Source organism: Amycolatopsis sp. NPDC003676 (assembly GCF_053587275.1).
In genome coordinates this window covers 87,657-101,824 of the sequence record NZ_JBSFNS010000020.1, presented here as the reverse complement: position 1 = coordinate 101,824, position 14,168 = coordinate 87,657, and the positions used below count along the sequence as shown (strand labels likewise).

At 72.4% G+C, this 14,168-nt stretch carries 13 protein-coding genes; 7 read left to right on the top strand and 6 right to left on the bottom strand.

Features of this window, described 5'->3' with window-relative positions:
- Positions 1 to 15 precede the first annotated feature (15 nt).
- Positions 16 to 822, bottom strand: a complete 807-nt coding sequence (locus ACWDNU_RS15655; protein ID WP_449669322.1) for a S8 family serine peptidase — start codon at positions 820 to 822, stop codon at positions 16 to 18.
- Between the two features lie 117 nt (positions 823 to 939).
- On the opposite strand from ACWDNU_RS15655, the gene ACWDNU_RS15650 reads away from it, so the two are divergent.
- From ACWDNU_RS15650 to ACWDNU_RS15635, 4 genes are read left to right on the top strand one after another with little or no spacing between them, the layout of a single operon-like run.
- The gene (locus ACWDNU_RS15650) at positions 940 to 1,275 is read left to right on the top strand and encodes a YbaB/EbfC family nucleoid-associated protein (RefSeq protein WP_449669321.1); all 336 of its coding nucleotides are present in this window, start codon (positions 940 to 942) and stop codon (positions 1,273 to 1,275) included.
- Positions 1,272 to 1,607, top strand: a complete 336-nt coding sequence (locus ACWDNU_RS15645) for a hypothetical protein (RefSeq protein ID WP_449669320.1) — start codon at positions 1,272 to 1,274, stop codon at positions 1,605 to 1,607. The genes ACWDNU_RS15650 and ACWDNU_RS15645 overlap by 4 nt, the downstream gene beginning before the upstream one ends.
- A complete protein-coding gene (locus ACWDNU_RS15640) occupies positions 1,604 to 5,725 on the top strand; it encodes a WXG100-like domain-containing protein (RefSeq protein WP_449669319.1) in 4,122 nt (1,373 codons plus the stop codon). The genes ACWDNU_RS15645 and ACWDNU_RS15640 overlap by 4 nt, the downstream gene beginning before the upstream one ends.
- Positions 5,726 to 5,763: 38 nt before the next feature.
- Positions 5,764 to 6,348, top strand: coding sequence for an EndoU domain-containing protein (locus tag ACWDNU_RS15635; RefSeq protein WP_449669318.1), 585 nt, complete (start codon positions 5,764 to 5,766; stop codon positions 6,346 to 6,348).
- 8 nt (positions 6,349 to 6,356) lie between these two features.
- Here ACWDNU_RS15635 and ACWDNU_RS15630 read toward each other — a convergent pair whose 3' ends face one another.
- The 4 genes from ACWDNU_RS15630 to ACWDNU_RS15615 all read right to left on the bottom strand — a co-directional run bounded on the left by ACWDNU_RS15630 (position 6,357) and on the right by ACWDNU_RS15615 (position 9,634).
- The gene (locus ACWDNU_RS15630; RefSeq protein ID WP_449669317.1) at positions 6,357 to 7,307 is read right to left on the bottom strand and encodes a DUF6177 family protein; all 951 of its coding nucleotides are present in this window, start codon (positions 7,305 to 7,307) and stop codon (positions 6,357 to 6,359) included.
- Positions 7,292 to 7,636 (bottom strand): hypothetical protein, encoded by a 345-nt coding sequence (locus tag ACWDNU_RS15625; RefSeq protein ID WP_449669316.1) that lies wholly within the window; start codon positions 7,634 to 7,636, stop codon positions 7,292 to 7,294. Before ACWDNU_RS15625 ends, ACWDNU_RS15630 begins: the two co-directional genes overlap by 16 nt.
- Positions 7,637 to 7,712: 76 nt before the next feature.
- Positions 7,713 to 8,963, bottom strand: a complete 1,251-nt coding sequence (locus ACWDNU_RS15620; protein WP_449669315.1) for a sensor histidine kinase — start codon at positions 8,961 to 8,963, stop codon at positions 7,713 to 7,715.
- Positions 8,960 to 9,634, bottom strand: a complete 675-nt coding sequence (locus tag ACWDNU_RS15615; protein ID WP_370936739.1) for a response regulator transcription factor — start codon at positions 9,632 to 9,634, stop codon at positions 8,960 to 8,962. Before ACWDNU_RS15615 ends, ACWDNU_RS15620 begins: the two co-directional genes overlap by 4 nt.
- Before the next feature lie 34 nt (positions 9,635 to 9,668).
- Between ACWDNU_RS15615 and ACWDNU_RS15610 the strand changes: the two genes are divergently transcribed.
- From ACWDNU_RS15610 to ACWDNU_RS15600, 3 genes are read left to right on the top strand one after another with little or no spacing between them, the layout of a single operon-like run.
- Positions 9,669 to 11,063 (top strand): BTAD domain-containing putative transcriptional regulator, encoded by a 1,395-nt coding sequence (locus ACWDNU_RS15610; RefSeq protein WP_449669314.1) that lies wholly within the window; start codon positions 9,669 to 9,671, stop codon positions 11,061 to 11,063.
- Entirely contained in the window at positions 11,063 to 12,703 is a 1,641-nt protein-coding gene (locus tag ACWDNU_RS15605) for a right-handed parallel beta-helix repeat-containing protein (protein WP_449669313.1), read from the top strand. Before ACWDNU_RS15610 ends, ACWDNU_RS15605 begins: the two co-directional genes overlap by 1 nt.
- Positions 12,704 to 12,713: 10 nt before the next feature.
- Positions 12,714 to 13,376 (top strand): response regulator transcription factor, encoded by a 663-nt coding sequence (locus tag ACWDNU_RS15600; RefSeq protein WP_449669312.1) that lies wholly within the window; start codon positions 12,714 to 12,716, stop codon positions 13,374 to 13,376.
- On the opposite strand, the gene ACWDNU_RS15595 is transcribed toward ACWDNU_RS15600, so the two are convergent.
- Positions 13,358 to 14,053 carry a hypothetical protein gene (locus ACWDNU_RS15595; RefSeq protein WP_449669311.1) on the bottom strand — a complete coding sequence of 232 codons (696 nt, stop codon included), beginning with the start codon at positions 14,051 to 14,053 and terminating at the stop codon, positions 13,358 to 13,360. The two genes, ACWDNU_RS15600 and ACWDNU_RS15595, sit on opposite strands and share 19 nt — an antisense overlap.
- Between the last annotated feature and the right edge of the window lie 115 nt (positions 14,054 to 14,168).

Genomic DNA, 14,168 nt, shown 5'->3' with positions numbered 1-14,168 from the left:
ATCTCGACCTGGTCGTCACCGGCAACGACGGGCCAGCACCTTGACGCCCGGGGCCGCCACGCCGACGTACGGCCCGATCTGGGAGGCGGACAGCCGCGCCCCGTCGATGTCGACCGCGCCGACCCCGAGCACTCCCGGATAGCCCGCCGGGTAGGACGGGAAGCGCGCGGCCGCGTCCTGCTGCGCGTTGCCCGCCGCCGCCACCACGACCGCGTCGCCGGCCACCGCGTAGGCCACCGCGTCCCGGATGGCCGGGAAGTCGTCGAGGCCGGCGAGGGACAGGTTGATCACCTTGGCGCCCTGGTCCGCCGCGTAGCGGATGCCGTTCGCCACCACCTGCGGGTCGATCCGCTGGACCTGTCCTCGGTCGCTGACGTCGCGGTCGCTGACGCGGACCGGCAGGATCGCCGCGCCGGGCGCGATTCCGGCGAAGCCGATGCCGGGCGCCGGGTCCGCGGCGATGATGCTGGCGACCCCGGTGCCGTGCGACACGCAGTCGAAGTCGCCGGGCAAGGCTCCGTTGAGGTAGAAATCCCGGCCGGGCAGGACTTTCCCCGCCCGGCGCAACTGCGGATGGTCGGCGTCGACCCCGGAATCCACCACCGCCACCAGCACCCCGTCGCCTCGGCTGTACGGCCAGGCCCGCTGCGGAGCGAGCAGCTGCTGCGCCCACGGCAGCGCGGGCACCTCGGCCTGCGCCGGACTGGGGTCCTGGCAGGCCCCGGCGGGCGGCGCCGCGGCGGCGGCGCCCGCCCCGGCGATGACCTGGACCGCGGTCGCGGCCAGCACGGCGGCGAGCGCGAGTGCGCGATGTCGTTTCACCGCCCCATAGTCGGGCCCGGCGGCGGGCCGCCGGACGACCGTGGCCGCAACCGGACACGGGGCCCCGCCGCCGTCGCGGCCGGTGCACAGTGAGTGCCGAGGCGTGGGAGGTGCACGATGGAATCCGCACGGATGGCAGCGGGAATCCGGGCCGCACAACAGCGGATGGGCGAGATCCGCGCGGTCGCGGAATCGGACGACGGCTTGGTCGGCGCGACCGTCGGCGGCTCGGGGGAGCTGCTGGAACTGTGGCTGGACCCGCGCGTCTTCCGGAGGCCGGATTCCGCCGCGCTGGCCGGGGACATCACCGCGACCGTCCGCCGGGCGGCCGCGCTCGCCGCGGACGAGGGCTTCGAAATTCTCGAAAAGTACCTGGAACCCGGTGCCTCGCCGGAGAACGCCGACCTCAGGTTCGGCCCGCTGCTTCGCGAACTCGAGGGAGGCTCCCGGTGAGCTCGCGCGTCACCACGAACCAGGACGGCCTCGTCGAAATCTACCTCGACGACACCTACCGGCAGCTGGACGCTCTGGGCACGACCGCCGACACTCTGCACACCCGCTGGCAGGCCGCCGAGACCGCGTTGTCGAGTGCGGGAAAGCTGGGCAACGGCCCGATGGGAGCCGCGTTCCAGAAGGTGATCACGGCGGCGGACAAGCTCCACACCGGTCTGAACACCTATCTCGGCGAGCAGAACCCGTATCGCCGCATCGAAACCGACGCGCGCGAGGCGGTCCGCGGCTACGAGGCCGGGGCCGTCGAGGCGGCCGACCAGTTCGGCCGATGAGCGGCTACGACGCGGTCGAGACACCGTGGGGCTGCTACGCGGACATTTCCGAGCCCACGGACAATGACCTGTGGCGGCACGTCGTCTCGTACGGCGGCTACCGGCATGACGAGCTGTGGCCCGCGGACAGCGCGGCCGTCGCCTCGGCGACCGGAGACGAATGGCTCGCCGGGGCCACCGCGGTGGACGAAGCCGTGGCGTCGAGCAGCGCCGTGTCGTCCGCGATCGAGCAGACGTGGCCGGATCCGGCAGGGGTGCTGCTGCGGCACAACATCTCGACGGTGAACACGGCCGGTCCCGGCGAAACCGGGATGACCCAGCTGTCGGGCGAGATGAAAGAACTGGCGCAGGCCTATCAGAGCTACGGGCGCCTGATCCACGGCGTGAAGTCCACGATCCTGAAACAACTGGATTCCTACGACACGAAGTACTCCCTCGCCGGCCTGGCGGGCGAGCGGATGAAACAGAGCTTCGCGCGGCACGTGGCCCCGTCGTTCGCCGCGATCATCACCGCGGCGGTGGGCCTGCTCGAGGGGAAGGAGCTGCCGGAATCCAAGGCCCCCAAGGAGAAAGCGCACGGCCCGCTGGGCTTGCTCGAAAGCATGTGGGACGCGACCGTCGGCCAGCTGTACGGCATGGTCAAGGGACTCGCCGGGTTCGGGGAAGGCGGCTGGTCGTGGTCGAACCTCGGCGACGCCTGGGGAGCGCTGGGCACGCACGTGCTCGCCAACATCACCTACAGCCCGACCGGCTTGATGCTGGGGCTGCCGGTCCTCGACCAGACGGTCGGGCTGCCGGGTTTCCAGCCGGGCGACATGGGTTACCAGCTGTTCCAGCAGGCCGCGGATTTCATCGACGTCGACGACTGGGAGACGAATCCGTGGGCCGCGGTGGGCACGGACATCGGCAACGTGCTGACCGTGGTCGGGACCGACGGGGTCGGCGGCGCGCTGAGGTCGCTCGGCGAGGTCGCGGAGAGTTCGAAGTTCGGCGCGATCGCGAAAACCGGCAGTGCGGCCGCCCGCGCCGGGGACGCGATCCTGACCGCGAGCCCGTATCTGCATCCGTTCTCGACCACGCTGGTGAAGGGACTCGGGCAGGTCCCGAAGATCGTCGACCACCTTCGCACTCCCGGACGCGCAGGCCGTGAACTCGACGCCGCCGGGCCTTCGCATGTGCGGGACACCGATCGCCCGCCGCCGGCGGATCCGCCGCACGAGCCGCCGGTTCCGGGTTCGGTCGGCGAGGCAGTGGAAAAGTCTCCCGGCGGCACCGCCGGTCCGCACCCCTCGGCACCGGCGCGTCCTGCCGCCGACGCTCCCCGCACCCCGCCGGACGGCACCGGGCACAACCCGGCGGCCGCTTCACCGCCCGGTGTTTCTCCGCCGGTCCGGCCCGCCCCGGGAACTCCGGATGTGCCGGGCGGCCCGCGCCCGGTGCATCCGCGGCCGGACGCATCGCCGGACCCCGCCCGCCCGGCCGGTCCGCCGCACCAGGCCGTGCCTCCGGACGACCGGGTCGTCCCGTCCTCGCCTCCGCCGAGGCCGCCGACCGCCGCGGCGCCGCATCCGGCAGCGGAAGCAGCACACGTCGGCCCGCACCCGGGAGAGGTCCCGCACGGCGAGGGACGTCCTGGCACGGAACAGCCCGGTTCCGGTGCGGTCGCGCCGCACCCTTCCGCCGAGACCGGGGCCGCCGCGGGCAAATCCTCCCACGGCAGTGATTCCCTGCCGCCGCAACGAGAACACCCGGACGCGAAGCCCTCCGAAGTCCGCCGCGAACCGGCCCAGCCGGTCACTCCGCTCGTCGAAGGACGGGAAGCGCCGAAAGAGGCGGCATCGGGTTCCTCGGGCAAGCCGCCGGGCGGCCCGCCGCGGAAACCGCCGGGGCCGGGACGGGAGGCGGAACCGCCCGCGGAAGGCGAGCCGAACGGAAAGCCCGAGCGCGAACCGGACGGCGCCGAACCGCAGCGTTCGCCCGGCGAGACCTCCGCTCCCCGCACGCTGCCGCCAGGGGATCCCGGCTTGCCCCCGCGTGACCAAGGGGCTTACGTCGCCCACGTCGACCGCAACACCGGCGAGGTGACTGTCGAACACCGGCCGGCGGAAGCCGAGCCGCCGTCCACGCCGGACCGGGAGGGCCCTGCCCCGGATCGCGGTCGCCCGGAGCCGCCCGGCACCGCGGAACCAGGACATCCCGGTGCTCGAACCGGGCTGCCGGCGCCGGGCAGCGACGAGGCGCGGCTGGAAGGGCACGACACCCACGACGTGCAGGACAACCCCCGGATCAAGGCGAGCACCAAGTTCCAGCTGGCCATGTTCGCCGGGCTGCGGATGTCGAGCCTGCTGCACAGCGGCTTCGACATGTGGGACATCTGGCACGGGGTGCCGCACCCGCCGACCGGCGGGCCGACCGACCTGCCGTCGTCGAGGCCGAACCCCCGCGGCCCGAGGAGGGGGCCCGGCGGGAACCCGGACGGCACCGTCGCCCGGTTCGATCCCGAAACCGGGAGGTTCCGGCTCGTCCGGCCGGAAAACGCCGCGGCGGCTCCGGGCGTCAGGCCGCACCCCGAGCCGCCGCGGGAACTGCCGGAACGGGAAGGTCCGCACGGCGCCGAGCCGGATTCCGGCCGTGGGGCCGAGAATCCCGACGGGGCGGCCCGCCGCGGTCCGGACGAGGATCCGGAGCCGCGGCCGGGGGACGATGGCCCGATTGGCCCGAAGCCGCCGAAAGGCCCGGATTCCCCGCAGCCCGGCGGGGGGCGGGCAGCCGAGCCCGAGCGGACTCCGCCGGAGTCGCGCGATCCGGAGCGCGGCCGCGGGGAAGAGACCGCACCGGATCCGGAGTCGCCGGGGAAGCCTGGCTCCGGCGGCCCGCCGCACGGGCACCCGGAACCCGACGGGCCGGGAAGAGGTTCAGACGGCCGGGACAAGCCGGACCAGACCCGTGATCCGGGGGAAACTCCGGATCCGAGGCCGGGGGACGGCAGTCCGGCCGCGCCGCGGGCGAAGGGCACCGACTTCCCGGAGCCCGGCGGCCGGCGGGATCCGCAAGCGGATCGGAGCTCGGAGGGAGCCCGCGAGCCGGGAGACCGCCGGGCCGAAACAGGTGCGTCGCAACCGGGACGATCGGCCGAGAGCGCACACCGCGTGCCGGACCCCGCGGAACGCGGTCGGGAGGCAGTTCGGCCGACGGAACCGCGCCGCGAGGAACAGTCCGAAGCGGTGCGACGGCCCTCCGAGCGAAAACCTGCCGAGAACGCGAAGAACGACCCGGCGGTGTCGCGGGCGCCCGAACCGGACCGTGCCGAGCCGCGGGCTCATGGCCCGTCGAAAGGAAGATCCGGCGCACAGACCGAAGCCGGAGACGGGCGAACGCGACCCGCGCACTCGGCCGCGCAATCGCCGGTGCGGCCGGGCACGCGGCCTTCGGGTTCCGTCGGCGACGCGATCAACCCTCCGCATCGTGGCGGCGGCCGTCGGCCGAACTCTCCGCAGCCGTCGCACCGGGCACCGGACGAGCAGCCGGCCCGATCCGCTCCGCGCGCGAGGCAGGTGGAAGTTCCAGGACCCGGCCATCACCACTCGGCCGGCCGGACGGACGGCGATCGTGTTTCGCGGACGGGCAAGCGCCGGGACGGAGACGTCCGGATGCCGCCGAAGATCGGCAACCGAAAAGGCTCCGGACCGCTGCCAGGGGCCACCGAGGTGCGCACCGCGGAGGACATCGCGGCCGACAAACGGCCGCCGGAACCGGGGCCGGTGCCGAGGGGGTTCCCGTCGGCTGAGCAGATCCGGCTGACTGACAACCGCAAACGGCACATTCTCGACGGTGATCCGTCCACCGCGCAGCATCCGGGCGGGGGCCATCGCTCGGGAGCCGGGGTGCCGGGGAAGACGGAGTTCCCCCGGCGGTGGACGGAGCAACAGACGCACAACCTCGTTCTCGACGTCGCACGCAAGCCGGATTCCGTGAGGTGGGACGCCGGACGAGGGAACTGGAACGTGTTCGGGATGCGGGACGGGGTGATGATCGAGGTCGTGATCGATCCGGCGGGCCGGATCCGGACCTCGATGCCGCTGTACGGACGCGGTGTGTATCAGAACCCCAGGAACTAGCCGGGTAGCATCGGCCGGCAGCGGAGGCGAGGCAGATCGTGGAAGAAGGATTTACGGGCGGGGAAAAGCCGGGCTCCGGCCCGGGCAGGGCCCCTTCCCTCGCCGTCGGCGGGGGTCATCGGCCCGGGCGAGGGCTGCCGGGCAAGACCGAGTTCCCGGTGCGATGGTCCGAGGAGCAGATCTTCGACTTCGTCGAGGATATCGCCCGGCATCCGCTTGACAGTCAGGTCGTGGAGTTGCCTGACGGGACGTTCCACCTGTGGGATCTCCGGGACGGTGTCCAGTTCGGCGTCGTCCTCGACGCCGACGGCGAGATTCTCGCCGCTTTCCCGGAGTGGGGCCCGGGGGTGATGAAGAATCCGACTGACGTCGAGGGCGCGGCCGCTCCGGGAAGGCCGTGGAGGGAGTTCTTCGGGGGATTGGAAACCCTGGTCGAAGCCGTGCTGGATCGTGTCGAGCCGTGGTCGTACAGTGTGCGTCGTTTCTTCCACGCGGGGGAGTGGCCCCTCTGCGCGTGGACGATCCAGACGGCGCTGGCCCGCAACGGAGCGGCACTCACCGAGCAGGACAAGGTATTGCTGGACGCGGTGCTCGCCGTCACTGGCACCGCTCCGAGCCGATGAGGCAGCCGTCACCGGGTCCCGAAGTGCTGGAGGACCGCGGTCAACTGGGCGATCGGAGCCTCCGGCCCGCCGTCGAAGCGGTACCACGCGGCGTGCCGCCCGGCCGCGCCGAGGATTTCCGCCCGGACCCCGGGAACCTGGCGCGCGTGCGGCACGCCGCGAGGGGCGATCAGTTCGGGACCGGCCAGCAGGCCGTAAGGGATCGACGGCGGGGACGGCTTCGCGGACCGCAGGCCGTGGCTGCGTCCCGGATGGACGGAGACGAGCATCGTCTGCGCCGACTCCGCGAGCCGGTCGGCGAGCGCTTCGACGGCGTGCCGCGAGACGCTCCCGGACGGCGGTCCGCTCAGCAGGACTTCCTCGACGACCCCGGAGTCCGTTGTGGACAGTCGCAGCCTGCCGAGGCAGCCGGAGCCGACAACGACGAAGCGAGCGGGGACGCGGCGGGCAGCGGCGGCGAGGTCGCCCCACGGCTGCGCGGCGGGTTCGGCGATGCCCCAGCCGAGCGGGTCGCGGCCGGTCAGCGCGCGGATCGCGCACGCGGCGGACTCGCCGATCCGCGGCGTCTCGGCGCCGGTCCGCGCGGTGGTGATCCGGAGTTCCACGTCGCCGGAGCCAGGCGACGGCCCGGGTACGATCGGACGTGGCTCGCCGGGCAAGGGAACGAAGCGGATTCCGTTCCAGTGCAACGGGATCCCGCGAAACCCGTCCCGGTGCGCGCCGGATTCCTCGCGCACGATCCAGTCGGCGCCGGCGTCGCGAAGGAGCAGCTCGAGCGGATAGGTGAGCCGGCTGCGCTCGGACGTGACCAGCTGCAGCGCGCGGCGGTCGCGCGAAGCGGCGGCGGCCGCGGTGCGCAGCCACGGCGAGTCGGGCACGACGTGGCGGAATTGCTCGACCACCAGCGCTTCCGGGGTGGTCCGGTCGGCGGCGGGGTGCTCGGTCAGCGGCTGGACCACGAGAGTCCTCCGGTCGCGGCGACCAGTGCCGAGGTGAAGGCCCGCCCGGCGGCTTCGGCCCCGGGATCTCCGTCGGGGGCACGGCTTTCGACCCACCACAGCGGCGGCAGGTCCTCGGCGAGGCCGAGCAGCCGGTGCGCTTCGCCCGGCACCGCGACGAAAACGGGTTCGGCGACAGTCAGCAGCTGTCGCCCGTCCGGACGCCGCAGCCGCAGCGGCTGGCCGTCCGGGACCTCCGCGAGCAGTTCCGGTCCGGCCGCGAGCAGCGCGGCGAACAGGATCTCCGGATCGGGTTTCCGCTGGCACAAACCGATGATGTCGAAGGTCATCCGTGCCTCCCTCCGGGACCCGAAGGTAGTGCGGAAGGCCGGGTTCCCTGCCGCTGTGTCCGGAAGCTGCCGCCGGTTACGCCGCCTGCGGAAAGCGCAGCTCGAAAATCGCCCCGCCCTCGTCCGCGTTGTACACCGACAGCACCCCGCCGTGCGCCTGCGCCACCCACCGCACAATCGACAGCCCCAGTCCGGACGACCCGCCCGTGCTGCTGAACCGGTCAAAGGCATCCGCAGCCGTGGACGGGTCGATGCCGGGACCATGGTCGGCCACAGTGACCGTTCCGCCGTAAACGGTGATGTGCACGATCGCTTCCGCGCCCGGCTGCCTTCCGTACCGGACCGCGTTGTCCAGCAGGTTGCCGACCGCGCGGCGGATCAGGGTCGGGTCCGCGTTCACCTTCGTCGGGGCCGCCGTCACGGTCACCTGCGCGCCTCCGGTGTGCGCGCTCTCGGCGATGTCGGTGACCAGCTGATCGAGCCACACCGGTTGCAGGTTCAGCTGTTCGACACCAGCTGCGAGCCGGGCGCGGACCAGCAGGCTGTCGATGATGCTGCCCATATCGGACGCCAGCTGCACGGTCCGCGGCAGCAGCGCGGCACGCTGATCCGGGTTCGCCTGGGCGGTTTCGGCGAGCGCGCGCAGGGCGGCGACCGGGCTGCGCAAGTCGTGCGCGGTCTCGGCGAGCAGCACTTCCTGTTCCTGCAACGCCGCCGCCGCGGGCCGGATCGAGCGGCCGGACAGCAGGTGCCCGGCGAAGCCGAGCACGGCGATCAGCAGCACGCAGCCGCCGACCACCAGCAGGACGAACTGCGTGTGCGCGGACTCCGTGTCGGTCAGGTCGGCGGACGCGACGACGGCCCCGAGGTACTTCCCGGACGGGTTCAGCAGCGGTTGCGCGCGCACCAGCACCGACCGGCCGTCGGTGCTCTGCTGGTAGCCCTGGACGAGTCCGCCGGTGTGGATCGCGTCGGCGGCGAGTCCGTTGAGCACGCCGGTGTCCATCGGCACGCAGGTGCGGCCGGAGAGATGCGGCCGGAAGGTCTGGGCGCCGCCGGGAAGGATCGCGAACTGCGGGCAGGCGTTGTTCAGCTCGTCGCTGTTGACGAGCGCGAAGCTGACCACGCCGCCGTCGTAGCCGACCTGCCTGCTGACCGCGGACGTGACGCGGTCGAGGCTCGAGGTGACCTCGGCGGTGCCGCGGTCGGCGTCCTCGTCGACGACGATCCAGGCGAGCACGATCAGCCCGATCGCGTTCATCGTGGTGAACAGTGCGGTCAGGACCCAGCGCAGCCGGCGCAACCGGTCGGCGGCGGAGCCGTTCACTGAGCGCCGAACCGGTAGCCGAGACCGCGCACGGCGTGGATCAGTTCCGGTTCCCGCAGCTTCCGCCGCAGCCGCTTCACCACCGCGTCGACCGGATTGGACTTGTCGCCCATTTCCTCGGGAGCCGCGGCCCAGCAGTGTTCGAGCAGTTCCGCCCGGCTCACCGCCTGCCCGGCCCGGACGAGGAGGTATTCGAGCACGGCGAACTCCTTGTTCGACAGGGTGAGCAGCACGTCGGCCCTGCGGACCTCGCGCCGCGCGCAGTCCATCACGAGGTCGTCGTGGCGGAGCACCGAGGGCCGGTCCGACCCGCTGCGCCGGCACAGGTTCAGCACCCGCTGGGTCAGCTCGGCCATCGCGAACGGTTTGACCAGGTAGTCGTCCGCGCCGTGCTCGAACCCGGCGACGCGGTCGGCCGGCGAATCGCGCGCGGTGAGGAACAGCACGGGCGTGTGCCAGCCCTGGCGGCGGAGAGCGTCGACGTAGCCGAGGGAATCGCCGTCGGGCAGCATCCGGTCGAACACCGCGCAGTCGTAGGCGTGCGAGCCGAGCGCTCTTCCGGCGCCGGCGAGGTCTCCGCAGACGTGCACGCCGAGCCCGGCCGCGCTCAGCTGCGCGGCGACCGCGACCCGCATGTTCTCGTCGTCTTCGACGACCATCACCGTTGTCATCCAAACCTCAGGTGTCCCGATGGAAAGTTAGCGCATGCAGTTTCAACTACTCGGTCCGCTCGAGGCGCGCCCGTCGAGCGGCACCCGCATCGAGCTGAGGGCGACGAAGCCGGGCGCGCTCCTGGCGGTGTTGCTCCTGCACGCTAACGCCTGGGTCCGGGTCGATCAGCTGATCGCCGGAATCTGGCATGAACAGGCCGTGCCCGCCTCCGCGCTGCGCAACCTGCGCAGCTACGTGTGGCAGCTGCGGCAAAGCGTGGGGGAGCGGCTGGAAAGCCGGCCGGGCGGCTACCGGATCAAGGTGCTGCCGGGCGAACTGGACACCGAACTGGTCGAAACGCTCGCGGAATCCGGTCGTGCGGCGCTGGCCGAGGCGGAGTACGAGACCGCGGCCGAGCGGCTGTCCGCCGCGCTGGGGCACTGGCAGGGCGAGCCGTTCGAGGGCCTCGAGTTCGACGGCGCACGGGCCGCGGCGGCGAACTGGGAGGAACGGCGCGCCGAGCTCCGGTGCCTGCTCGCCGAGGCGTACCTCGCGGCGGACCGCGCGACGGACGCGATCACGCTGCTGCGCGAGGTCGCCGACCGCGACCCGCTCCGCGAAAGCGCGTGGGCGCGGCTCGTGCTGGCCCTGCAGCAAGCCGGTCGCCCGGCCGAAGCGCTCGCCGCGTTCGAGCACGCCCGGAAGCTGCTGGCTCGCGAACTCGGCTGGGAACCGGGGCCGGAACTCGTTGCCGCGCAGCGGAAGGTGCTGCGGGAACGGCAGCCGGGCACGGGCGCGAAGCTCAGCCTGGTCGCGGGCGGCGGTTCGGCGCCGCGACCGGCCGGAATCGACGGGCTGCTGACGTCCGCCACGAGCGAGGTGCTGATCATGTGCGCCACCGTCGGGCCGGGACCGGCGGACGTCGTGCGCCGGCTGGGCCAGGCGACGTTGCGGCCCGGCGTGCGTTACCGCGTGCTGTGCCCCGATTCGGCCCGGCTCTCCGGTGCGCTCGGCGGGCTGGCGCTCGCCGGGCCGGACGTGCGGACCGTGGCCGACGTGCCGATGGACGCGCTGGTCGTCGACCGTGCGGCCGCGGTGCTGCCGGACGACCGGGCCGGGAGTTCGGCCGCGGCGGTGTTCCGGCTGCCCGGCGTCGTCGCGGCGACGGCCGGGCTGTTCGACCGGATCTGGCCTGAGGCCGTGCCGCTGATCCCGACGAGTCTCGACGACCGCGAGGGCGCCGCGGGGCTTACTCGCCGCGAGCGCGATCTGCTGACCCTGCTGTGTTCCGGCAGCACCGACGAATCCGCTGCGGCCCGGCTCGACATCTCCGTGCGCACGGTCCGGCGGATGGTCGCCGACATCATGAACCGGCTCGGCGCGCGCAGCCGGTTCCAAGCCGGGGCGAAGGCCGCCGGGCGGGGCTGGCTGATGGCCGAGGCGGGCTGATGACGAACGCACAACGCCTCCTGGTCGCCGACCGGCCCGGCGCGTACCCGACGATCGGCGACGCGCTCTCCGTCGCTCCGGCCCACGCCGTGATCACCGTCGCCGAGGGCCGGTACCGCGAGGTGCTCGCCCTGTCCGGACTGCACGTGACGCTGACGGCGGAGGCCGGGGCGCAGGTGATCGTCGACGGCGCCGGAGCGGATCATCCGGTGCTGCACGCGGTCGGCGGATCCCTGACGCTGCAAGGAATCGAGCTGCACGCGGGCGAGTCGGGCGCGCTGTCTACGGAGAACGTGGAGCTGGTCGTACGCCGCTGCCTGATCACCGGCGGACGCGGGCCCGCGGTGCGGATCGAGGGGACGGCAGCGTTCGAGCTGACCGGCTGCTCGCTGAAAGCGGTCGAACAGGGCGTGGTGATCGAAGGCAGCCCGGGACGGCTGGTGGACACCGTCATCGAGGAGGTGACCGGGGACGGCGTCGTGATCGGCATGGGGGCCGCGCCGGTGTTGCGCGGTTGCACCGTGAGCGGGTGCGGGCTGCGCGGGGTGTACGTCTACCAATACAGCCGCCCAGCGTTGGAAAACTGCGCCATTTCGCGGACCGGCTCGGACGGGATCGCCGTGGCCCAGCACAGCTCGCCGCTCCTGCGGCAGTGCACCGTCCGGGACTCGCGCGGTTTCGGCATCGCGTTCGCGGCCGGATGCGGCGGCAGCATCGAGGAGTGCCGCGCGGAAAACACCGCGGAGCCGGGCATTTCCCTCGCCGACGGCGCGAACCCAGTCGTGGTCGAGCCCACCGGGCCGGCCGGTTCCGGAGGCGGGGCGCCGGACGAACTGCTGACCGAACTCGACACGATGGTCGGCCTTCCTCGCGTCAAGGCCGAGGTGCGTTCGCTGGTGGACGAACTGCAGGTCAACGAATGGCGGCGGAACGCGGGCCTGCCGGTCGGCGGCGCGAGCCACCACCTGATCTTCGCCGGCGCGCCCGGCACGGGGAAGACGACCGTGGCCCGGCTGTACGGGCGGCTGCTGCAAGCACTGGGGGTGCTGCCGCACGGCCAGTTCCGGGAGGTGTCGCGGCGCGATCTCGTGGGCCAGTACATCGGCCACACCGCGGAGAAGACGGCGCTGATCTTCGAGGAGGCCAAGGGCGGGGTGCTGTTCATCGACGAGGCCTACACGCTGTCGCGGGCGGGCTCGGCGGGCGGCGACTTCGGGCAGGAGGCGATCGACACCCTGGTGAAGATGATGGAGGACCACCGGGACGAGGTCGCCGTGATCGTGGCCGGGTACACGAAGGAGATGGCCGGGTTCCTGTCCGCCAACCCCGGGCTCGCGTCGCGGTTCGGCAAGACGATCGAGTTCGAGAACTACACCCCCGGCGAACTGCTCGGCATCATCGAACGGATGGTCTCCAGCCAGGACTACGAACTCGACGCGGCCGCGGAACCGGTGCTCGTCGACCACTTCGCGCGGATCTCCGGCGACGAGAACTTCGGCAACGCCCGCGACGCGCGGCGGTTGTTCGAGGGCGTGCGGAAGTCGCAGTCCCAGCGGTTGCGGCTGCTCGGCCGGGTGCCGACGCTCGAGGAACTGCGGAGCCTGAGCATCGCCGACATCGAGGCGGCAGTCGCCCGCTAACCTGGGCTTCGTGCGGGTGCTGGTGGTCGAAGACGATGACAATGTGCGGATAGCTCTCGACGTTTCGTTGCGCAGTGCCGGATTCGCCGTGGACGCGGTGGCCGATCTGCCGGTCGCCGACGAAGCGCTCTTCGTCAACGCCTACGACTGCGTGGTCTTCGACCGGATGCTGCCGTCGGGCGACTCCCTCGGCTACGTGCAGCACCGGCGCCGGTCCGGCTGGCTGGTGCCGGTGCTGTTCCTGACCGCGCGCGACAGCACCGCCGACCGGGTCGCGGGCCTGCAGCTCGGCAACGACTACCTCGTCAAACCGTTCGAGATGGCCGAACTGGTCGCGCGCGTCCGCAGCCTGTGCCGGCTGAGCCCCGCGCCGCGGACCCGCCCGGCCGTCCTGCGCCGCGGCGACGTGGAACTCGACGCGGGCACCCGCGAGGTGCGCCGCGCGGGCGTGCTGCTCACCCTGGCCCCGAAGGAATTCCTGGTCCTCGAACGCTTGATGGCCGCCGCCGGCGCGCCGGTGCCGCGCAAGGAGCTGATCGAGCACGCGTGGGACCGGATGGCCGATCCGGACTCGAACGTCCTGGAGGTCGTGGTCCGGCAGCTCCGGCGCAAACTGCGGGAACAGACCCTGATCGAGACGGTCCGCGGCGTCGGCTACCGGTTCGCCGGGTAGCGGTCCGCGCTCCTCGGACGCGCCCGCAGCGGGAGGAGCGCGGCGAGGCCGAGGAACCAGACCATGCCGAGGTAGCGGCCGATCGGCAGGAACGGCGAGAATCCCTTGGTCAGCAGCGAAAGCATCGACAGCACGGAAAGCGCGGCGACCCCTAGGCCGAACCAGGCGAGCCACTTCGGGATGCGTGCGCCGGTCGCGACCGCGGCGGTGAGGAGCCCGATGGTGGCGATCTGGACGGCCGCGCCCGTGGTGAAGCTCAGGTCTGTGACGGCGCGGTAGACGGCGAGATTGTCGGTGATTCCGGGCAGGGACAGGATCCATTGGATGCTCGCTGAGAGCAGGAGGAACACCCCCGCCGCGGTACCGGCGGTGCGGGCAAGCGAGGCATGGGCATCGCGGCCGAGGCAGTGCAGGTAGCTGGCTGACCAGCCTGCGAAGACCAGCAGCGCAAGGCCGCTGACGGCTTGGCAGAACGCGGCGATCGGGACGCCGCCGTGGCTGGTCGCGGCGAGGTAGGCCGCTACTTCGGAGTTGGTCGAGTACGGCGTGACGATGGACGCGCCTCGGTTCTGCCCGAGCAGGCCCGGGAAGACGAGGGACGCCAGGAAGAAGACCACATAGGACACTGCGGCCAGTACGCCGGTGCGGACGCGGAATTCGGTAGTGGTGGTGGACATGGCAGGGATCATGCGGCGGTCCGCAGTTGATGCGCGTCGCTTCGGAGGCGTATCTCGGCCTGCTCCCGCGGGAGTACGTCCGGGAGCGTAGCGGGAAATGCGCTTCCGGACGGAC

Coding starts and splice junctions, on each gene's coding strand:
- ACWDNU_RS15650 (WP_449669321.1), top strand. CDS start 940: ATGGAATCCGCACGGATGGCAGCGGGAATCCGGGCCGCACAACAGCGG.
- ACWDNU_RS15640 (WP_449669319.1), top strand. CDS start 1,604: ATGAGCGGCTACGACGCGGTCGAGACACCGTGGGGCTGCTACGCGGAC.
- ACWDNU_RS15625 (WP_449669316.1), bottom strand. CDS start 7,636: ATGACCTTCGACATCATCGGTTTGTGCCAGCGGAAACCCGATCCGGAG.
- ACWDNU_RS15615 (WP_370936739.1), bottom strand. CDS start 9,634: ATGACAACGGTGATGGTCGTCGAAGACGACGAGAACATGCGGGTCGCG.
- ACWDNU_RS15610 (WP_449669314.1), top strand. CDS start 9,669: ATGCAGTTTCAACTACTCGGTCCGCTCGAGGCGCGCCCGTCGAGCGGC.
- ACWDNU_RS15605 (WP_449669313.1), top strand. CDS start 11,063: ATGACGAACGCACAACGCCTCCTGGTCGCCGACCGGCCCGGCGCGTAC.
- ACWDNU_RS15595 (WP_449669311.1), bottom strand. CDS start 14,053: ATGTCCACCACCACTACCGAATTCCGCGTCCGCACCGGCGTACTGGCC.